23 protein-coding genes are annotated in these 18,216 nt (G+C 58.9%); 14 read left to right on the top strand and 9 right to left on the bottom strand.

The window, feature by feature from the left end; genetic code table 11:
• The first annotated feature begins 16 nt into the window (after positions 1 to 16).
• The 5 genes from endA to ruvX all read left to right on the top strand — a co-directional run bounded on the left by endA (position 17) and on the right by ruvX (position 3,540).
• Positions 17 to 724: a deoxyribonuclease I gene (endA, locus tag ACJBF3_RS11285; protein WP_032643327.1), complete on the top strand. Its 708-nt coding sequence runs from the start codon at positions 17 to 19 to the stop codon at positions 722 to 724.
• Between the two features lie 51 nt (positions 725 to 775).
• Positions 776 to 1,507, top strand: a complete 732-nt coding sequence (gene rsmE / locus ACJBF3_RS11290) for a 16S rRNA (uracil(1498)-N(3))-methyltransferase (RefSeq protein ID WP_032643329.1) — start codon at positions 776 to 778, stop codon at positions 1,505 to 1,507.
• 19 nt (positions 1,508 to 1,526) lie between these two features.
• Positions 1,527 to 2,474 carry a glutathione synthase gene (gene gshB, locus ACJBF3_RS11295; RefSeq protein WP_045329321.1) on the top strand — a complete coding sequence of 316 codons (948 nt, stop codon included), beginning with the start codon at positions 1,527 to 1,529 and terminating at the stop codon, positions 2,472 to 2,474.
• A gap of 89 nt (positions 2,475 to 2,563) precedes the next feature.
• Positions 2,564 to 3,124 (top strand): YqgE/AlgH family protein, encoded by a 561-nt coding sequence (locus tag ACJBF3_RS11300; protein ID WP_045329285.1) that lies wholly within the window; start codon positions 2,564 to 2,566, stop codon positions 3,122 to 3,124.
• Entirely contained in the window at positions 3,124 to 3,540 is a 417-nt protein-coding gene (gene ruvX / locus ACJBF3_RS11305) for a Holliday junction resolvase RuvX (protein ID WP_021242076.1), read from the top strand. Before ACJBF3_RS11300 ends, ruvX begins: the two co-directional genes overlap by 1 nt.
• Before the next feature lie 10 nt (positions 3,541 to 3,550).
• On the opposite strand, the gene ACJBF3_RS11310 is transcribed toward ruvX, so the two are convergent.
• The gene (locus ACJBF3_RS11310) at positions 3,551 to 4,531 is read right to left on the bottom strand and encodes a type IV pilus twitching motility protein PilT (protein WP_045329286.1); all 981 of its coding nucleotides are present in this window, start codon (positions 4,529 to 4,531) and stop codon (positions 3,551 to 3,553) included.
• A gap of 17 nt (positions 4,532 to 4,548) precedes the next feature.
• On the opposite strand from ACJBF3_RS11310, the gene ACJBF3_RS11315 reads away from it, so the two are divergent.
• From ACJBF3_RS11315 to hemW, 5 genes are read left to right on the top strand one after another with little or no spacing between them, the layout of a single operon-like run.
• Positions 4,549 to 5,250 (top strand): YggS family pyridoxal phosphate-dependent enzyme, encoded by a 702-nt coding sequence (locus ACJBF3_RS11315; protein ID WP_045329287.1) that lies wholly within the window; start codon positions 4,549 to 4,551, stop codon positions 5,248 to 5,250.
• A 21-nt stretch (positions 5,251 to 5,271) separates the two neighbouring features.
• Positions 5,272 to 5,838 carry a YggT family protein gene (locus ACJBF3_RS11320; protein ID WP_045329288.1) on the top strand — a complete coding sequence of 189 codons (567 nt, stop codon included), beginning with the start codon at positions 5,272 to 5,274 and terminating at the stop codon, positions 5,836 to 5,838.
• Entirely contained in the window at positions 5,835 to 6,131 is a 297-nt protein-coding gene (gene yggU, locus ACJBF3_RS11325) for a DUF167 family protein YggU (protein ID WP_032643337.1), read from the top strand. The genes ACJBF3_RS11320 and yggU overlap by 4 nt, the downstream gene beginning before the upstream one ends.
• Positions 6,132 to 6,134: 3 nt before the next feature.
• Positions 6,135 to 6,728, top strand: coding sequence for an XTP/dITP diphosphatase (locus tag ACJBF3_RS11330; protein ID WP_045329290.1), 594 nt, complete (start codon positions 6,135 to 6,137; stop codon positions 6,726 to 6,728).
• Entirely contained in the window at positions 6,721 to 7,863 is a 1,143-nt protein-coding gene (gene hemW / locus ACJBF3_RS11335; protein ID WP_045329291.1) for a radical SAM family heme chaperone HemW, read from the top strand. Before ACJBF3_RS11330 ends, hemW begins: the two co-directional genes overlap by 8 nt.
• 239 nt (positions 7,864 to 8,102) lie before the next feature.
• Here hemW and ACJBF3_RS11340 read toward each other — a convergent pair whose 3' ends face one another.
• From ACJBF3_RS11340 to trmB, 3 genes are read right to left on the bottom strand one after another with little or no spacing between them, the layout of a single operon-like run.
• Positions 8,103 to 8,819 carry a DUF2884 domain-containing protein gene (locus ACJBF3_RS11340; protein ID WP_045329292.1) on the bottom strand — a complete coding sequence of 239 codons (717 nt, stop codon included), beginning with the start codon at positions 8,817 to 8,819 and terminating at the stop codon, positions 8,103 to 8,105.
• 56 nt (positions 8,820 to 8,875) lie between these two features.
• The gene (locus ACJBF3_RS11345; protein WP_045329295.1) at positions 8,876 to 9,202 is read right to left on the bottom strand and encodes a YggL family protein; all 327 of its coding nucleotides are present in this window, start codon (positions 9,200 to 9,202) and stop codon (positions 8,876 to 8,878) included.
• Complete coding sequence (gene trmB, locus ACJBF3_RS11350; protein ID WP_045329297.1) at positions 9,202 to 9,921, bottom strand: tRNA (guanosine(46)-N7)-methyltransferase TrmB; 720 nt, start codon at positions 9,919 to 9,921, stop codon at positions 9,202 to 9,204. Before trmB ends, ACJBF3_RS11345 begins: the two co-directional genes overlap by 1 nt.
• A 144-nt stretch (positions 9,922 to 10,065) precedes the next feature.
• Here trmB and mutY point away from each other — a divergent pair, with 144 nt between their 5' ends.
• The 4 genes from mutY (at position 10,066) to ACJBF3_RS11370 (ending at position 14,102) form a co-directional block, all read left to right on the top strand.
• Positions 10,066 to 11,118 carry an A/G-specific adenine glycosylase gene (mutY, locus tag ACJBF3_RS11355; RefSeq protein WP_173860535.1) on the top strand — a complete coding sequence of 351 codons (1,053 nt, stop codon included), beginning with the start codon at positions 10,066 to 10,068 and terminating at the stop codon, positions 11,116 to 11,118.
• Between the two features lie 26 nt (positions 11,119 to 11,144).
• Complete coding sequence (locus ACJBF3_RS11360; protein ID WP_023309138.1) at positions 11,145 to 11,417, top strand: oxidative damage protection protein; 273 nt, start codon at positions 11,145 to 11,147, stop codon at positions 11,415 to 11,417.
• Between the two features lie 125 nt (positions 11,418 to 11,542).
• Positions 11,543 to 12,619, top strand: a complete 1,077-nt coding sequence (mltC, locus tag ACJBF3_RS11365) for a membrane-bound lytic murein transglycosylase MltC (RefSeq protein ID WP_045329300.1) — start codon at positions 11,543 to 11,545, stop codon at positions 12,617 to 12,619.
• A gap of 226 nt (positions 12,620 to 12,845) precedes the next feature.
• Entirely contained in the window at positions 12,846 to 14,102 is a 1,257-nt protein-coding gene (locus tag ACJBF3_RS11370; protein ID WP_023618641.1) for a nucleoside permease, read from the top strand.
• A gap of 87 nt (positions 14,103 to 14,189) precedes the next feature.
• Here ACJBF3_RS11370 and citG read toward each other — a convergent pair whose 3' ends face one another.
• The 5 genes from citG to citD are packed head-to-tail and all read right to left on the bottom strand — an operon-like array spanning position 14,190 to position 18,206.
• Positions 14,190 to 14,993: a triphosphoribosyl-dephospho-CoA synthase CitG gene (citG, locus tag ACJBF3_RS11375; RefSeq protein ID WP_045329301.1), complete on the bottom strand. Its 804-nt coding sequence runs from the start codon at positions 14,991 to 14,993 to the stop codon at positions 14,190 to 14,192.
• Complete coding sequence (citX, locus tag ACJBF3_RS11380; RefSeq protein WP_045329303.1) at positions 14,971 to 15,510, bottom strand: citrate lyase holo-[acyl-carrier protein] synthase; 540 nt, start codon at positions 15,508 to 15,510, stop codon at positions 14,971 to 14,973. The genes citG and citX overlap by 23 nt, the downstream gene beginning before the upstream one ends.
• Entirely contained in the window at positions 15,507 to 17,030 is a 1,524-nt protein-coding gene (gene citF / locus ACJBF3_RS11385; RefSeq protein ID WP_045329305.1) for a citrate lyase subunit alpha, read from the bottom strand. The genes citX and citF overlap by 4 nt, the downstream gene beginning before the upstream one ends.
• A 10-nt stretch (positions 17,031 to 17,040) precedes the next feature.
• Positions 17,041 to 17,916 carry a citrate (pro-3S)-lyase subunit beta gene (gene citE / locus ACJBF3_RS11390; RefSeq protein WP_032640621.1) on the bottom strand — a complete coding sequence of 292 codons (876 nt, stop codon included), beginning with the start codon at positions 17,914 to 17,916 and terminating at the stop codon, positions 17,041 to 17,043.
• Positions 17,913 to 18,206, bottom strand: a complete 294-nt coding sequence (citD, locus tag ACJBF3_RS11395; protein WP_045329307.1) for a citrate lyase acyl carrier protein — start codon at positions 18,204 to 18,206, stop codon at positions 17,913 to 17,915. Before citD ends, citE begins: the two co-directional genes overlap by 4 nt.
• Between the last annotated feature and the right edge of the window lie 10 nt (positions 18,207 to 18,216).

The raw sequence follows: 18,216 nt of genomic DNA on the forward strand, positions 1-18,216 counted from the left end.
TGACACGGAGTGTAAGATGTCCCGTAATATTTCTCTCGCGGTCGCCTTTCTGACGACGGCGCTTTCCGGCCACGCGCTGGCCGACGGTATCAACAGTTTTTCCCAGGCCAAGGCGGCTGGCGTGAAGGTGAACGCCGACGTGCCGGGCGATTTCTACTGCGGCTGTAAAATTAACTGGCAGGGTAAAAAAGGGGTGGTTGACCTTGAGTCCTGCGGCTATAAGGTGCGTAAAAACGAAAACCGCGCCAGCCGCATCGAATGGGAGCATGTCGTTCCGGCATGGCAGTTCGGCCACCAGCGCCAGTGCTGGCAGGATGGTGGACGTAAAAACTGCGCCAAAGATCCGGTTTATCGCCAGATGGAAAGCGATATGCATAACCTGCAGCCCGCCGTGGGTGAAGTGAACGGCGACCGGGGTAATTTCATGTATGGCCAGTGGAACGGTGGCGAAGGCCAGTACGGCCAGTGCGGTATGAAGGTTGATTTTAAAGAGAAAGTCGCCGAGCCTCCTGCCCGCGCGCGCGGCAGTATCGCCCGCACCTACTTCTATATGCGTGACCGTTACGACCTCAACCTCTCCCGTCAGCAGACGCAGCTGTTCAACGCCTGGGACAAGCAGTACCCGGTGACGGAGTGGGAATGCCAGCGCGACGAACGTATCGCCAGGGTCCAGGGGAATCACAACCCTTACGTCCAGCGGGCTTGCCAGGCGCAAAAGAGCTAACCTACACTACGGCAATTCGCTTATCTCGCATGACACATGGAATTTCTGACTATGCGCATTCCCCGCATCTACCATCCTGAACCGATTACCGCAGGCCGCGAAATCGCCCTGTCTGATGACGCCGCTAACCACGTTGGCCGCGTGCTGCGGATGGGGGCCGGTCAGGCCATACAGCTGTTCGACGGCTCGAACCAGGTTTTTGACGCGGAAATCACGCGGTCTGATAAAAAAAGCGTCCACGTTAACGTCCTGCGTGGTGAAGTGGACGATCGTGAATCACCGCTGCACATCCATCTGGGGCAGGTGATGTCGCGCGGCGAGAAAATGGAGTTCACGATCCAGAAATCCATTGAACTGGGTGTAAGCCTCATTACGCCACTTTTTTCTGAGCGCTGTGGCGTTAAACTGGATGCGGAACGTCTGAACAAAAAGATCCAGCAGTGGCAAAAAATTGCCATTGCGGCGTGCGAGCAGAGCGGCCGCAACCGTATTCCGGAGATCCGCCCGGCGATGGATCTGGAGGACTGGTGCGCAGAAGAGGACAGTGGGCTGAAGCTCAACCTTCATCCGCGCGCCAGCGCCAGCATCAATACGCTGCCGCTGCCCGTTGAGCGCGTACGCCTGCTGATTGGCCCCGAAGGCGGCCTGTCGGCGGATGAAATTGCAATGACGGCACGTTACCAGTTTACTGATATTCTTTTGGGACCTCGCGTTCTGCGCACTGAGACAACGGCACTCACGGCCATTACCGCGCTACAGGTACGGTTTGGCGATCTGGGTTGAAGCATTAACGGAGAAGAACATGATCAAGCTCGGCATCGTGATGGACCCCATCGCAAACATTAACATCAAGAAAGATTCCAGCTTCGCCATGCTGCTGGAAGCGCAGCGTCGCGGCTATGAACTCCACTATATGGAGATGAACGATCTTTACCTGATCAACGGTGAAGCCCGCGCGCGCACCCGTATCGTTAACGTCGAGCAGAACTACGACAAATGGTACGAATTCGGCACCGAGCAGGACATTGCGCTTGCCGATCTCAACGTCATCCTGATGCGTAAAGATCCGCCGTTCGACACCGAATACATCTACTGCACCTATATTCTTGAACGTGCCGAAGAGAAAGGCACGCTGATCGTCAACAAGCCGCAGAGCCTGCGCGACTGCAACGAGAAGCTCTACACCGCCTGGTTCTCTGACCTGACGCCGGAAACGCTGGTGACCCGCAGCAAGGCGCAGCTGAAAGAATTCTGGCAGAAGCACGGCGACATTATCATGAAGCCGCTGGACGGCATGGGCGGCGCGTCGATTTTCCGCGTGAAGGAAGGCGACCCGAACATTGGCGTGATTGCCGAAACGCTGACCGAGTTGGGCACCCGTTACTGCATGGCGCAGAACTATATTCCGGCGATCAAAGACGGCGATAAGCGCGTGCTGGTAGTAGATGGCGAACCGGTTCCTTACTGCCTGGCGCGTATCCCGCAGGGTGGCGAGACCCGTGGTAACCTGGCGGCCGGTGGCCGCGGCGAGCCGCGCCCGCTGACCGAAAGCGACTGGGAAATTGCCCGCCGCGTTGGCCCGACGCTGAAAGCCAAAGGCCTGATCTTCGTCGGTCTGGACATCATCGGCGATCGTCTGACCGAAGTGAACGTCACCAGCCCAACCTGCATTCGCGAAATTGAAGCGGAATTCCCGATCTCGATCACCGGAATGCTGATGGACGCTATCGAAAAACGCTTACAGAAATAACCTTACAATACTCTATTAGTGACAGCGCCTGAGTTTGTCCCCATACTGGGCGCTGTCGCTTTTTAAACCAGGAAACAGTACCTCTGACAATGAATTTACAGCATCACTTTCTTATTGCCATGCCTGCTCTCCAGGACCCGATTTTTCGCCGCGCCGTGGTTTATATCTGTGAATACAACGAAGACGGCGCGATGGGCATTATCATCAATAAACCGCTCGAAAATCTTCAGGTTGAAGGCATTCTGGACAAGCTGAAAATCCCGGCGGACGCGCGACTGCCGGAAATCCGGCTCGATAAACCCGTGATGCTGGGTGGACCTCTTGCAGAAGATCGCGGCTTTATCCTGCATACGCCGCCGGTGTTCTCTTCCAGCATTCGCATTTCGGACAACACCGTCATTACCACCTCGCGCGACGTGCTCGAAACGCTGGGCACCGCAGAACAGCCTTCTGAAGTGCTGGTGGCGCTGGGCTATTCGTCGTGGGAGAAAGGCCAGCTTGAGCAAGAGATCCTCGATAACGCCTGGCTGACCGCGCCTGCGGACATGAATATCCTGTTTAAAACCCCTATTGCCGATCGCTGGCGTGACGCGGCGAAGCTGATTGGCATTGATATCCTGACCATGCCTGGCGTAGCGGGGCACGCCTGATGAGCGGAACGCTTCTGGCCTTTGATTTTGGCACCAAAAGCATTGGCGTCGCCGTGGGGCAGCGCATCACCGGCACCGCGCGTCCGCTTACGGCCCTCAAGGCCAACGACGGTACGCCGGACTGGAACCTTATCGAACGTCTGCTCAAAGAATGGCAGCCGGATGACGTGATTGTCGGGTTACCGCTCAACATGGACGGCACGGAACAGCCGCTGACCGCCCGGGCGCGTAAGTTCGCCAATAAAATCCATGGCCGCTTTGGCGTCTCCGTGAAGCTGCACGACGAGCGTCTCAGCACCGTCGAAGCGCGTGCGGGTCTGTTCGAGCACGGTGGATTCCGGGCGCTCAACAAAGGCAGCGTGGACTCCGCTTCAGCCGTCATCATCCTCGAAAGCTATTTCGAGCAGGGCTTTTAAGCACAGGGGCCTACAGCCGCCCCTGCGCCCGCCTCTCCGCCAGGCTCTGGTCAAAATTCTGCATTCCCGCCTGCTGACCGGTTTGAATAATGCCGGGCAGCTGCCACGTTTTTCCTTCACGAATAAGATTCGCCGCCGCGCCGGTGTTCACCAGCAGTTCATACAGCGCGACGCGCCCGCCCTGGAGATCGGGAAGCAGCCTCTGCGCCAGCACCGCCCGCAGGCTGCCGGCCAGCTGGTTACGCACCGGGTCTTTCTCCTGCGCCGGAAACGTATCCACCAGCCGCTCGATCGCCTGCGATGCCCCGCGCGTGTGTAGCGTCGCCAGCACCAGATGCCCGGTTTCCGCCGCCGTGAGCGCCAGGCGGATCGTTTCGCTGTCGCGCAGCTCCCCAAGCAGAATCACGTCCGGATCCTCGCGCAACGCACTGCGCAGCGCGTCGGCAAATGACGGGCTGTGCTGACCTATCTCCCGCTGCTGGATCAGGCAACGTTCGCTCTGGTAGATAAACTCCACCGGATCCTCAAGCGTGAGGATATGCCCGTCAGTATGGTGGTTGAGAAAATCGACCATCGCCGCCAGCGTCGTGGACTTGCCGCTGCCGGTCGCCCCCGTGACCAGAATCAGCCCGGCGTCACTGCACAACAGTTCCGGGACTGCCCGCGGTGCCCCCAGCGAAGCGAGCTGCGGGCAGGTACGCGGCAACAGCCGCAGCGTCACAGAAACGCCGCGCATCTGCTTAAAGGCGCTGCCGCGCAGGCGCTGGCCTCCCGCCACCGTCACGGCAAAATCCACCTGCCCATTTGCCCACCATATCCCCTGCTGCTCATCGTTGAGCCACGTCTTTAATAATGCCCCCACGTCAGGAGGCGGAAAGGGAGCGGGCTCAAGCCGGCCCGTTCTTCGCCAGCGCGGTGGCGAATCACTGCACAGGTGTAGATCGGAGACGTTATGCTTTACACTAAGGGCCACAATTTCTTCCACATCCATAGACTACTCCTCGGAAAATGAACGACATTGCGCATAACCTGGCACAGGTCCGGGACAAAATCTCAGCCGCCGCAACGCGTTGCGGGCGGGCTTCAGAAGAAATTACGCTGCTTGCAGTCAGCAAAACCAAGCCTGCGAGCGCCATCGCAGAAGCCATTAATGCAGGCCAGCGGGCGTTTGGTGAAAATTACGTTCAGGAAGGCGTGGATAAAATTCGCCACTTCCAGGAACAGGGGAATACGAATCTGCAGTGGCACTTTATTGGCCCCCTGCAGTCGAACAAAAGCCGTCTGGTGGCAGAGCACTTCGACTGGTGCCACACCATTGACCGTCTGCGTATTGCTACCCGTCTGAATGACCAGCGTCCGGCAGAGATGCCTGCGCTTAACGTGCTGATTCAGGTCAACATCAGCGACGAGAACAGCAAGTCCGGCATTGCGCTGAGCGAGCTGGACGCGCTTGCAGCAGAGGTGGCCGAACTGCCGCGCTTAACCCTGCGCGGGCTGATGGCCATTCCGGCCCCTGAGTCAAGTTATGAAAGGCAGTTTGCCGTGGCACAGCAAATGGCTGTAGCATTTGAGGCGCTTAAAGCGCGCTATGAAACGGTAGACACGCTTTCTCTGGGCATGTCGGATGATATGGAAGCCGCCATCGCGGCAGGCAGCACTATGGTGCGCATCGGCACGGCTATTTTCGGTGCGCGCGACTACTCAAAATAATAAGGAAACCTGAGGAACGCCATGAAGACGTTGACTTTCCTGCTCTCAACTGTGCTTGAGCTGTATACGATGGCGCTTTTGCTGCGCGTCTGGATGCAGTGGGCCCGCTGTGACTTTTACAACCCGTTCTCGCAGTTTGTCGTGAAAATCACGCAGCCCGTTGTCGGGCCGCTGCGCCGCATTATCCCGGCCATGGGCCCCATTGACAGTTCGTCTCTGCTGGTGGCGTTTATTCTCAGCGTGATCAAAGCCATCGTGCTGTTTATGGTCATCACCTTCCAGCCGATTATCTGGATTGCTGCCGTCCTGATTCTGATCAAAACCGTCGGCCTGCTGATTTTCTGGGTGCTGCTGGTCATGGCGATCATGAGCTGGGTGAGCCAGGGGCGTAGCCCGGTGGAGTACGCCCTGATTCAGCTGGCCGAGCCGCTGCTGCGTCCGATCCGTAATCTGCTTCCGTCCATGGGCGGCATCGATTTTTCGCCGATGATCCTGGTTCTGCTGCTCTATGTGATCAACATGGGGATCGCTGAACTGTTACAGTCTACGGGCAACATGCTGCTGCCGGGGCTGTGGATGGCGCTATGAGTGCAGTAAGCACCTGCGCTGACGGGCTGGTTTTGCGGCTGTATATTCAGCCCAAAGCCAGCCGCGACAGTATTGTTGGGCTGCATGGCGACGAGTTAAAGGTCGCCATCACCGCCCCGCCGGTTGACGGCCAGGCTAACGCCCATCTGACCAAATATCTGGCAAAACAGTTTCGCGTCGCCAAAAGCCAGGTCATCATTGAAAAAGGTGAACTTGGGCGACATAAACAGGTAAAAATCCTCAATCCGCAAGCTATCCCGACGGAAGTCGCGGCTCTGAAAGAACAGGACTAAACCATGCAGAAAGTTGTTCTCGCGACCGGCAACGCCGGTAAAGTGCGCGAGCTGGCCTCGCTATTAAATGATTTTGGGCTGGACGTGGTCGCCCAAACCGATCTTGGCGTGGAGTCCGCCGAAGAGACGGGTCTGACGTTTATCGAAAACGCGATCCTGAAAGCGCGCCACGCGGCGCAGATTACCGGCCTGCCCGCGATTGCCGATGACTCTGGCCTGGCAGTGGATTTTCTCGGCGGCGCGCCGGGGATTTACTCTGCGCGCTATTCCGGCGTTGACGCCACCGACCAGCAGAATCTGGAAAAGCTGCTTGTCGCCCTGAAGGACGTGCCTGACGATCAGCGCACCGCGCAGTTCCACTGCGTGCTGGTCTATCTGCGTCATGCGGAAGACCCGACCCCTATCGTCTGCCACGGCAGCTGGCCGGGCGTGATTACCCGTGAAGCGGCCGGCAACGGCGGCTTTGGCTACGACCCGATTTTCTTTGTCCCGACCGAGGGCAAAACCGCTGCGGAACTGACCCGCGAAGAGAAAAGCGCGATTTCCCACCGTGGACGCGCGCTGAAACTGTTACTGGAAGCACTGCGTAATGGCTAATTTGCCGCCTCTGAGTCTGTATATTCACATCCCGTGGTGCGTGCAGAAGTGCCCGTACTGCGATTTCAACTCGCACGCGCTGAAGGGCGAAGTGCCGCACGATGACTACGTTGCGCATCTGCTGGCCGACCTGGACGCCGATGTACCTTACGCACAGGGACGTGAAGTTAAGACCATTTTCATTGGTGGCGGTACGCCGAGCCTGCTGTCAGGCCCGGCGATGCAAACGCTGCTGGACGGCGTGCGCGCGCGCCTGAACCTGGCGGCGGATGCGGAGATTACGATGGAGGCTAACCCCGGCACCGTTGAGGCCGACCGTTTTGTCGACTATCAGCGCGCGGGCGTGAACCGTATCTCTATCGGCGTGCAGAGCTTTAGCGAGCCGAAGCTAAAGCGCCTGGGGCGCATTCACGGCCCGGAAGAGGCAAAGCGCGCGGCACACCTGGCGACGGGGCTTAATCTTCGCAGCTTTAACCTCGATCTGATGCACGGCCTGCCGGACCAGTCGCTCGAAGAGGCGCTGGACGATCTGCGCCAGGCAATTGAACTGAACCCGCCGCACCTGTCGTGGTATCAGCTCACCATCGAGCCCAACACCCTGTTTGGCTCGCGCCCGCCGGTGCTGCCGGACGACGACGCGCTGTGGGATATCTTCGAGCAGGGCCATAGGCTTTTGACCGCCGCAGGTTACCAGCAGTACGAGACGTCCGCCTATGCGAAGCCGGGCTACCAGTGCCAGCACAACCTGAACTACTGGCGCTTCGGCGACTATCTGGGGATTGGCTGCGGCGCGCACGGCAAGGTGACCTTCCCGGACGGGCGCATTCTGCGCACCGCCAAAACCCGTCACCCGCGCGGGTATATGGAAGGCCGCTACCTGGAGCGTCAGCACGACGTCGAGGCGGCGGATAAGCCGTTTGAGTTCTTTATGAACCGCTTCCGCCTGCTGGAAGCCGCGCCGCGCGCGGAGTTTACCCGTTACACCGGGCTGCCGGAGTCGGTGATTCGCCCGCAGATCGACGAGGCGCTGGCTCAGGGATATCTCACCGAGAGCGAGGAATACTGGCAGATCACCGAGCACGGCAAACTGTTTTTAAACTCCCTTCTTGAGCTGTTCCTCGCCGAAGATTCCTGAAGGCTGATTCAGGATTTTGCATCCCGTTCTGCCGGCTGAGGGAAAGGCTGGCAGAGTGCGGGGATGATCGACCTGAAGAAACAGCCGATGACCATGGGTAAAGGATGTTAAAAAGTGTTCACCATGTCCCCGAACACCTGTCTACCATGTCCCCGGACCGTACCCCCTGAGAGGGAGCAAACCATCCCCTCGCCCCTTTGGGGAGAGGGATAGGGTGAGGGGCCCAGCGCGCAGAGATCTTACTTCAGCGTCCCCACCAGCGCCTTCCGGCTATCTTCCAGCGACACCACGCGTTTACACACGTCTTTGCCGAACTGCTGGAAATCATCTTCCTGGTTCTTCCACTCGTTCTGAATGGAGGTTTGCAGGCCGCCTAAACTGCCCAGCACGCCCTGCAGCGGGTTACCGCCGCCTTTCAGCACCGCCTTGGCGCCCATCTCGTTGATGCTGTCCTGCAGGATGCCGCCCATCGCCTGGTTCACCAGCTGCTGTCCGTCAGCACGCACCTGATCGATCGCCTTGTAGTGGAACGTCAGGCCGTCGGTGCGCGTCTCTATAATGCGGTTCATCTGCTCTTTAAGCTGCTTGTCCAGCCTGGTCAGGCGGGTGCGCATGTTGCTGCTCTCACCCACCTCTTTGGTGATGATCTTATCCAGCGCGACGCGGCTCTTTTCGACGCGCGTCAGCGCGCCGTCATTAATCCATGGCAGCGCGGTACGCAAATCGGCCTGATAATCTTTCGCCTGCTCACGCTGTGCGGCGGTCAGGTTGTACTGCTTGCCGTTATAGGTGACGTTTCCTTCCGGCGTAATCACCAGATTGCCGTTCTCGCCTTTGACCTGCACGGTTTGCGGGCTCAACACCACGTCATCACGCGGGGTGACGCTACATTGATAATCCGCATGGGCGGTAAATCCGGTTGCCATCAAAGCAACAGCCAGCAACGTTTTGCGCATCTTAAACACTCCCTCAGACAAAATGGGCCAGCTAATGCTGGCCCCTTACTGCTTTATTAGTCCCACCAAACGTCGAAAAGTTCGCTGACGCGGACATCTTCGAGCTTATGGTCTTCAAGCCATTTACGCACCAGGGCCTGATGTTCTTCGGTGCATTTACCCACTTCCTGGGTGCAGATCAGACCTTCCCAGGCCAGGTAGCCGCTACCGTCGAAGGCCAGCTTGTTAGGCTCGATCACCTCGTTGATGAACGCGTCCACGTCCCGATCGATCTGCTCAACGCTGGTGCCTTCCGGGAAACGCCACGCAACGGAGAAGCCCACTTCCTGGAATTCTTCGATGTGCATTTTTTTACGCAGACGACGGCTACGATTCTTTGCCATTATTTCACCCTCTCGAACATTAAGTCCCATACACCGTGACCAAGACGATGGCCACGCTGTTCAAATTTCGTTACCGGACGCGATTCCGGACGCGGTACATAGTCGTTGCTTTCCGACTGGTTTTTGTAACCGTCCAGCGACGACATCACTTCCAGCATATGTTCCGCATACGGTTCCCAGTCGGTCGCCATATGGAAGACACCGCCCAGCTTCAGCTTGCTTTTTACCAGCTCGGCAAACGGCGCCTGAACGATACGGCGTTTATTATGACGCGCTTTGTGCCACGGGTCAGGGAAAAAGAGCTGAACCATGGTTAAAGAATTGTCAGGAATCATTTTGTGCAGCACTTCCACCGCGTCGTGACACATCACGCGCAGGTTCTCAACGCCCTCTTCATGGGCCGTTGCCAGGCATGCACCCACGCCCGGGGAGTGGACTTCGATACCGAGGAAGTTCTGCTCCGGTCGCGCTTTCGCCATGGCCACCAGCGAGGTGCCCATACCGAAACCGATCTCCAGCGTGACGGGTGCGTCGCGGCCAAACAGCTCGCTAAAATCCAGAGGCTGCTCGCTGAACTCAACGCCCATCACCGGCCAGTAGCTGTCCAGCGCGTGTTGCTGCCCTTTTGTCAGGCGGCCCTGACGGCGGACAAAGCTGCGAATACGGCGCAGCGGGCGACCGTTTTCATCAAATTCCGGTGAAATGACGTCGTTTTTCATAAAAGAGTTGTCTGCTTGTGAGAATGTTCGGGAAACGGGCATTATCCAAAGTTAAGGCGTCTATGCAAGCATGGGAAAGATCCGGTTTACAGCAGATTGGCGCTGTGCTGCAATCTGCGTCCCTGATTATGCGAATCGATGACCATGCAAGCCTCTCAATTTTCAGCCCAGGTGCTGGACTGGTACGACAAATACGGGCGCAAAACCCTGCCCTGGCAAATTGAAAAAACGCCGTACAAAGTATGGCTCTCCGAGGTGATGTTGCAACAAACGCAGGTCGCCACGGTGATCCCTTACTTCGAGCGTTTTATGGCGCGCTTCCCGACGGTGACCGATCTCGCCAACGCGCCGCTGGATGAGGTGCTGCACCTGTGGACCGGTCTTGGCTATTACGCACGCGCGCGCAACCTTCACAAGGCGGCGCAGCAGGTCGCCATGCGCCACAACGGAAAATTCCCGGAAACCTTCGACGAAGTAGCAGACCTACCCGGCGTAGGACGTTCCACCGCGGGCGCCATTCTCTCCCTGTCTTTAGGAAAGCATTTCCCGATCCTCGACGGCAACGTGAAGCGCGTGCTGGCGCGCTGCTACGCCGTCGACGGCTGGCCGGGGAAGAAGGACGTTGAGAAACGCCTTTGGGAAATCAGCGAAGCGGTCACCCCGGCGAACGGCGTCGAGCGTTTTAACCAGGCGATGATGGATCTCGGCGCAATGGTCTGCACGCGCTCGAAGCCGAAATGCGAACTCTGCCCGGTGAGTAACCTCTGCGTGGCGTACGCCAACCATTCGTGGGCGCAGTATCCGGGTAAGAAACCCAAACAGACGCTGCCGGAGCGCACCGGCTATATGCTGCTGATGCAGCACGGCGACGAGGTCTTCCTCGCCCAGCGTCCACCGAGCGGCCTGTGGGGTGGTCTATACTGCTTCCCACAGTTTGAAAATGAAGACCTGCTGCGTGAATGGCTTAAACAGCGCGGGATTGCTGCCGATAACCTGACGCAGCTGACCGCGTTTCGCCATACCTTCAGCCATTTCCATCTGGATATTGTGCCGATGTGGCTTCCCGTGTCCTCCTTTGCCTCGTGCATGGATGAAGGCAGCGCTCTCTGGTATAACTTAGCGCAACCGCCATCAGTCGGGCTGGCGGCTCCCGTGGAGCGCCTGTTACAGCAATTACGTGCCGGTGCAATGATTTAGCATCGACAAGAAAAAGAGGAATGAGTATGGCCAGAACGATTTTTTGTACTTTCCTGCAGCGCGACGCTGAAGGCCAGGATTTCCAGCTTTATCCGGGCGACCTGGGTAAACGAATTTATAACGAGATTTCCAAAGAGGCCTGGGGACAGTGGCAGAAAAAGCAGACCATGCTGATCAACGAGAAAAAGCTCAGCATGATGAACCCGGAACACCGCAAGCTGCTGGAGCAGGAGATGGTGAGCTTCCTGTTTGAGGGTAAAGACGTGCACATCGAAGGCTATACGCCACCGGAAAAATAGTATCGCGCCGCTGTTGCCGGGTGGCGCTGCGCTTACCCCGGCCTACAAAACCGTAGGCCCGTGCAAGCGCAGCGCCGCCGGGCAACAGCAACGACTAAGCAAACACAACACGCACTCCCGGAATGATGAAAAAACTTTTAGCGCTAGCCCTTGTTGCGCCGTTGCTTGTCTCGTGTTCGTCAAAAAAAGGCGAGGATTACAACGAAGCCTGGATCAAGGACACCAACGGTTTTGACATTTTGATGGGGCAGTTTGCCCACAACATCGAGAACATATGGGGATTTAACGAAGTTCTTATTGCCGGACCGAAGGACTACGTTAAGTACACCGACGCCTATCTGACCCGTAGCCACATCAACTTTGATGAGGGTACGATCACCATTGAGACCATCGCAGGCACCGATCCTGCGGCACGACTGCGTCAGGCGATTATCAAAACCCTGCTGATGGGTGACGATCCGGGCTCAATCGATCTCTACTCCGATGCCGACGATATCACCATCTCGAAAGAGCCGTTCCTGTACGGCCAGGTCGTCGATCAGACCGGTCAGCCGATCCGCTGGGAAGGCCGCGCCACGAAGTTTGCCGACTATCTGCTGCAGACGCGCCTGAAGAGCCGCTCTAACGGCCTGAAGATTATCTACAGCGTCACCATCAACCTCGTCCCGAACCACCTCGACAAGCGTGCGCATAAGTACATTGGGATGGTGCGTCAGGCGTCACGCAAGTACGGCGTGGACGAGTCGCTGATCCTGGCGATTATGCAGACCGAATCGTCGTTCAACCCTTACGCGGTAAGCCGTTCCGACGCCCTGGGGCTGATGCAGGTTGTGCAGCACAGCGCCGGTAAAGACGTCTTCCGCGCGCAGGGGAAATCCGGCACGCCGAGCCGCAGCTATCTGTTCGATCCCCAGAGCAACATTGATACCGGTACGGCCTATCTGGCGATGCTGAACAATGTCTACCTGAGCGGAATTGATAACCCAACGTCACGCCGCTATGCGGTGATCACCGCCTATAACGGCGGCGCGGGCAGCGTGCTGCGCGTCTTCTCGAATGACAAAGTGCAGGCTGCCAACATCATCAACAGCATGGCGCCGGGGGATGTCTACTCCACCCTGACCACCCGCCACCCGTCAGCGGAATCCCGCCGGTATCTGTATAAGGTGAACACGGCGCAGAAGAACTACCGTCGCCGGTAATAATCAACACACCTTCTCCTGCAAGGAGAAGGTGTTCTGCTTCCCCTCTCCCCACCCATACGAAAATGTTATTTGCATCACAATCCAAACTGCAAATTAATGTGGATTGCATTTTTTTGCGGGAGGTAACAAAACATATCGTTGGCAACTGATAGAATCGCATCAAATAACAACCCTGAATGTTCCCAAAACAACATATCTCCCGCTCACTTGTGAGGAAAGTAACATGAACCTTAAGCTGCAGCTTAAAATATTGTCGTTTCTGCAGTTCTGCCTGTGGGGTAGCTGGCTGACTACACTCGGCTCCTATATGTTTGTGACGCTCAAGTTCGACGGAGCGTCAATCGGTGCCGTATACAGCTCGCTCGGTATTGCGGCGGTCTTCATGCCAACGCTGCTGGGCATCGTGGCGGATAAATGGTTAAGCGCCAAATGGCTGTACATGCTCTGCCATCTGGTGGGCGCGGGGACGCTGTTTATGGCAGCCCAGGTGACCACGCCGGGGGCGATGTTCATGGTGATCCTGCTTAACTCGCTGGCCTATATGCCAACGCTTGGGCTGATCAACACCATCTCCTACTACCGCCTGAAATCCGCGGATATGGACATCGTGACCGATTTCCCGCCAATCCGTATCTGGGGCACCATCGGCTTTATCATGGCGATGTGGGGCGTCAGCTTCGCGGGCTTCGAACTGAGCCATATGCAGCTCTACATCGGTGCCGCGCTCTCCGTACTGCTGGCAATCTTCACCCTGACGCTGCCGACCATTCCGGTGTCTAACCAGCAGAAAAACCAGAGCTGGAGCACCATGCTTGGCCTGGACGCCTTCGCGCTGTTTAAAAACAAACGCATGGCGATCTTCTTTATCTTCTCCATGCTGCTGGGCGCTGAGCTGCAGATCACCAACATGTTCGGCAACACCTTCCTGCACAGCTTCGACAACAACCCGCTGTTCTCCGGCAGCTTTATCGTTGAGCACGCGTCGGTGATGATGTCCATCTCTCAGATTTCTGAGACGCTGTTCATCCTGACCATCCCGTTCTTCCTGAGCCGCTACGGCATCAAGAACGTCATGCTGATCAGTATTGCGGCGTGGATGCTGCGCTTCGGCCTGTTCGCCTACGGCGACCCAAGCCCGTTCGGTACCGTGCTGCTGGTGCTGTCGATGATTGTGTACGGCTGCGCCTTCGACTTCTTCAACATCTCCGGTTCGGTGTTCGTGGAGAAAGAGGTGAAGCCTGAGATCCGCGCCAGCGCGCAGGGCATGTTCCTGATGATGACCAACGGCTTCGGCTGTATTCTGGGCGGCGTGGTGAGCGGTAAGGTGGTTGAGATGTACACCACCAACGGCATCACCAACTGGCAGCCGGTGTGGCTGATCTTCGCGGCGTACTCGCTGGTGCTGTTCTTCGCGTTCATCGCGCTGTTCAAGTACAAGCACGTGCGCGTGCCGAACGGTGCGCAGCCGATCGCGCACTAATCTTTGGTGTGTTGTGCCCGGTGGCGCTGCGCTTACCGGGCCTACAAAAACAAACCGTAGGCCGGGTCAGGCGTAGCCGCCACCCGGCTATTTTATTGCAGACAGCACCCACCCCACCGACAGCAAATCCGCGCTGCCGCCCGGGCTCAGGTTTCGTTCTATCAATGCGTTATCCATCTTAAGCAACGCCTCGCGGTCCCAGCCGTTAGCCAGTAATCCCCGCGCGTAGACCTGAACGTAGCGTAGCCCTTCAATGCCGCCGCGCGAGACGAGGTTGCTGTCCTGATTGATTGCCATCAGGCGCAGCAGCAGGCCGTGAAGAGACCGTCCGTTCCACTGCGCCAGCGCCTTGCGCACCGTTGCAAACCCGCTTTCCGCCTCACCGCGCGCGCCGGTTAAGCCGTACTGCTGAAACTGCCGCTCGCCCGCCGTCGCCTGCCCGCCGCGCCCGGCCAGCTCCCGCGACACCAGCCCGCGGCAGATGTTACTTACCTCACAACAGAGGCTGTCTGCGGAGATATTTTTCACACGCCCGGCGGCAAAGCAGAGTAAACCCAGCGCAAAAATCCCGCCCTTATGGGTGTTCACTCCGCTCGTCGCGGCGTACATCGCCTGCTCGCAGGCCATCCCCATCGGGCGGATGATCCGTAGCTGTGCTTCAGCGGGTTTATCGGCATGCGCGTTACCGAGCTCGGCAAAGCGTGAAAACCACGGCGTAATCGCCGCGATGCTGCGGACAAACAGCGCGTGGTCCATATCGCGGTGGGAACCGTTGTTGAGCGTGTCCACCAGCCCCGGCTTGGGCGTCAGCTCCAGCTCCTGCCACAGCGCCGCTTCAGCAAGGGTAGGCACGTCCGTAATGCGGGGCTTAGTCGCGAGCAAACCAGTCATCGATCGTCTTCTCCACGCGGGAAACCACCTGCTCAACGGGGTGATTGCGCGAACGGGAACAGGCGTGCGCGGGTTCGTCGCAGATCAGGCAGCGCCGGAGATTTGCCCCCAGCGACTGACGCCCAACGTGGCCGTGCTGAGGGCAGATCACGTCCAGATCCCAAAGCCTGCCGAGCGGGTGCGTCTGCTCCAGATCCGCGCAGTGCGCTTTGATCTCCGCCGCCGGATGGGCCACGCACCACAGAGCTTCTGGCCCGGTCGGGAGCCACAGCACCTGACGGTCCAGCACCTGCCAGCGGTTTTCCCACAGCAGCTGGTCGCACATCTGCAGCGCCACGCCCATGGTGTTGCGATAGCGCAGGCTGTCCTTGATTTCCCCTGGCGTAACCAGCGTGAGGGATATCACCGGCTGTTGATAGTGCTCGAGCATGTCAGCCTGGCGCGCCGCGCGGCGCTCTTTCGCCGCCAGCAGTTCGTCCAGGCTGACACCCGCCCGCACGGGTGTCGCTACCGTCATATTTCCTCCTTCACCTGTCGCACGGTGTCGATCACGCTGCCGTCGCGATAGCGGATCACCCCGACGATTTTGTCGGTAAATTCAATCGGTTTCGGTACGCCGGTCAGGGAAATCGCCCGCTCGTACAGCGCGTTGATATCCACCACCTTCAGCCCGGCGGCCATCAGCCGCTCGCGGACCTCCGGGCGCGCCGGGTTGACCGCAATGCCGTGATCGGTGACCAGCACGTCGATACTTTCACCCGGCGTGAGGCGCGTGGTGACGCGCTTCACCACCGTCGGAATGCGGCTGCGCAGCAGCGGCGCCACCACGATGGTCAGGTTTGCCGCGGCGGCCACGTCGCAGTGCCCGCCGGACGCGCCGCGCATCACGCCGTCGGAACCGGTGATGACGTTGACGTTGAAATCGACGTCAATTTCCAGCGCGCTGAGGATCACCACGTCAAGCTGGTCGCAGCTTGCCGCCTTGCTGCCGGGGTTGGCGTAGACGTTGGTGGAGATCTCCACGTGGTTAGGGTTGCGCGCCAGCGAGGCCGCCGCCTGGCCGTCAAAGCACTGGGTGTCGAGCAGCTTTTCGATCAGCCCCTTCTCGTGCAGATCCACCAGGCTGCCGGTGATGCCGCCGAGCGCAAAGCGCGCCTTCACGCCGCTGCGCTCCATCTTCTCTTCCATAAAGCGGGTGCAGGCGGTCGCCGCCGCGCCGGAGCCGGTCTGCATCGAGAAGCCCGGCCTGAAGTAGCCGGAGTGCTCGATCACGTCCGCCGCGTAGCGGGCGATCATCAGCTCGCGCGGGTTGCTGGTGACGCGCGCCGCGCCGACGCTGATTTTCGCCGGGTCACCGACGCTCTCCACCTGCACGATGTAGTCCACCTGGTCCTGCACCAGGCTGGCGGGCATATTTGGGAACGGCACCAGCGCTTCGGTCAGCAATACCACCTTGCGGGCAAAGTGCGCGTCCACCATGGCGTAGCCCAGGGAGCCGCAGCAGGATTTACCGTGGGTGCCGTTGGCGTTGCCAAACTCATCGCTGCACGGCACCCCGAGAAACGCCACGTCGATATTCAGCTCCCCGTCCTGGAGCAGCTTCACGCGTCCGCCGTGGGAGTGAATTTGCACCGGCTCGTCCATCAGCCCGTGGGAGATGGCGTCCGCCAGCCTGCCGCGCATGCCCGAGGTGTAAATGCGGGTGATGACGCCGCTTTTGATATGCTCGATCAGCGCGTCGTTGCAGGTCATCAGCGAGCTGGAGGCCAGGGTCAGATTTTTGAAGCCCATCCTCGCCAGCAGCGCCACGACGGTGTTGATCACCCGGTCGCCTTCGCGAAACGCATGGTGGAAGGAGATGGTCATTCCGTCCCGCAGGCCGCTGCGCTTCACCGCCTCTTCAATGGAGGCACACAGTTTACGGCTGTGCTTCGCGTCGCTGTCCGCCAGCCACGGCGTGGCGCTGTGGGCGGTATCAAACGGTTTTAAGTCCCGCAGATGGGGAAAATTCACGTGAAGAAGTTCTGTCTGATTCATCATCTCATCCTTACCGACGCACGCCGGAAGCCGCCGCGCGCTCCAGCACCACCTGCGCGTGGTTAATAATCGGTGCATCCACCATTTTGCCGTTAAGCGACACCACGCCCAGACCGTTGCGCTCGCCCTCTTCTGCCGCCTCAATCACCCTTTTGGCGTGATCCACCTCCTCCTGCGTCGGGGCGTAGGCGTTGTGCAGCAGGTCTATCTGGCGCGGGTTAATCAGCGATTTGCCGTTAAAGCCCATCTTGCGGATCAGATCGACCTCGCGCAGGAACCCGGCCTCGTCATTAACGTCTGACCACACCACGTCGAAGGCGTCGATGCCCGCCGCGCGGGCGGCGTGCAGCACGGCGCAGCGGGCGTAGAACAGCTCGGTGCCGTCGCCGCGCTCGGTCTGCATGTCCATCACATAGTCAAAGGCGGCCAGCGCGATGCCGATGAGGCGCACAGAGCTGCGGGCAATCGCCACGGCGTTAATCACGCCAATGGCCGACTCAATCGCGGCCATCACGCGGGTGGAGCCGACCTCGCGGCCGCACTCGCGCTCGATACGCTCGAGGTGGCCTTCCAGCTCGTAGATGTCGTCCGGGGTGTCGGTTTTCGGCAGGCGAATCACGTCCACGCCCGCGCGCACGGCGGCCTCCAGATCCAGCAGGCCAAACGGCGTGCTGAGCGGGTTAATGCGCACCACGGTCTCGATATCCTGATACATCGGGTGCTGCAGGGCGTGGAACACCAGCATGCGCGCGGTATCCTTCTCGCGCAGGGCAACGGCGTCCTCAAGGTCAAACATGATGGAGTCGGGACGGTAGATAAAGGCGGTTGAGAGCATGGCGGCGTTGGCGCCCGGCAGGAACAGCATGCTGCGGCGGAGTTTGCTCATTTCAGCGCCCCCCAGTTGATGGCCTGTTCTTCGGCGGCACGCAGCAGCGCGCTTTGCAGGCGGGCGCGGATCACACAGTCCAGCGCCCCTTTGTCTTCAATAATGATTAATCCCTGGTGCACGTTCATGGCGCGCAGGGTGTCGTTGACCACCTGGCGAATCTGCTCGCCAAACTGCTTAATCACTTCGCTGTGGATGACGATCTCCAGCTCGCCGTGAGCGGGCGCGATTTTCACCATCAGGTCGCTGGACTCCTGCGTGCCGGCCAGCGCCTCCCTTACAATTTTCATGATAAATTCC

The organism is Enterobacter sp. PP-008-ECC_S150 (assembly GCF_045257065.1).
GTDB lineage: Bacteria > Pseudomonadota > Gammaproteobacteria > Enterobacterales > Enterobacteriaceae > Enterobacter > Enterobacter chengduensis.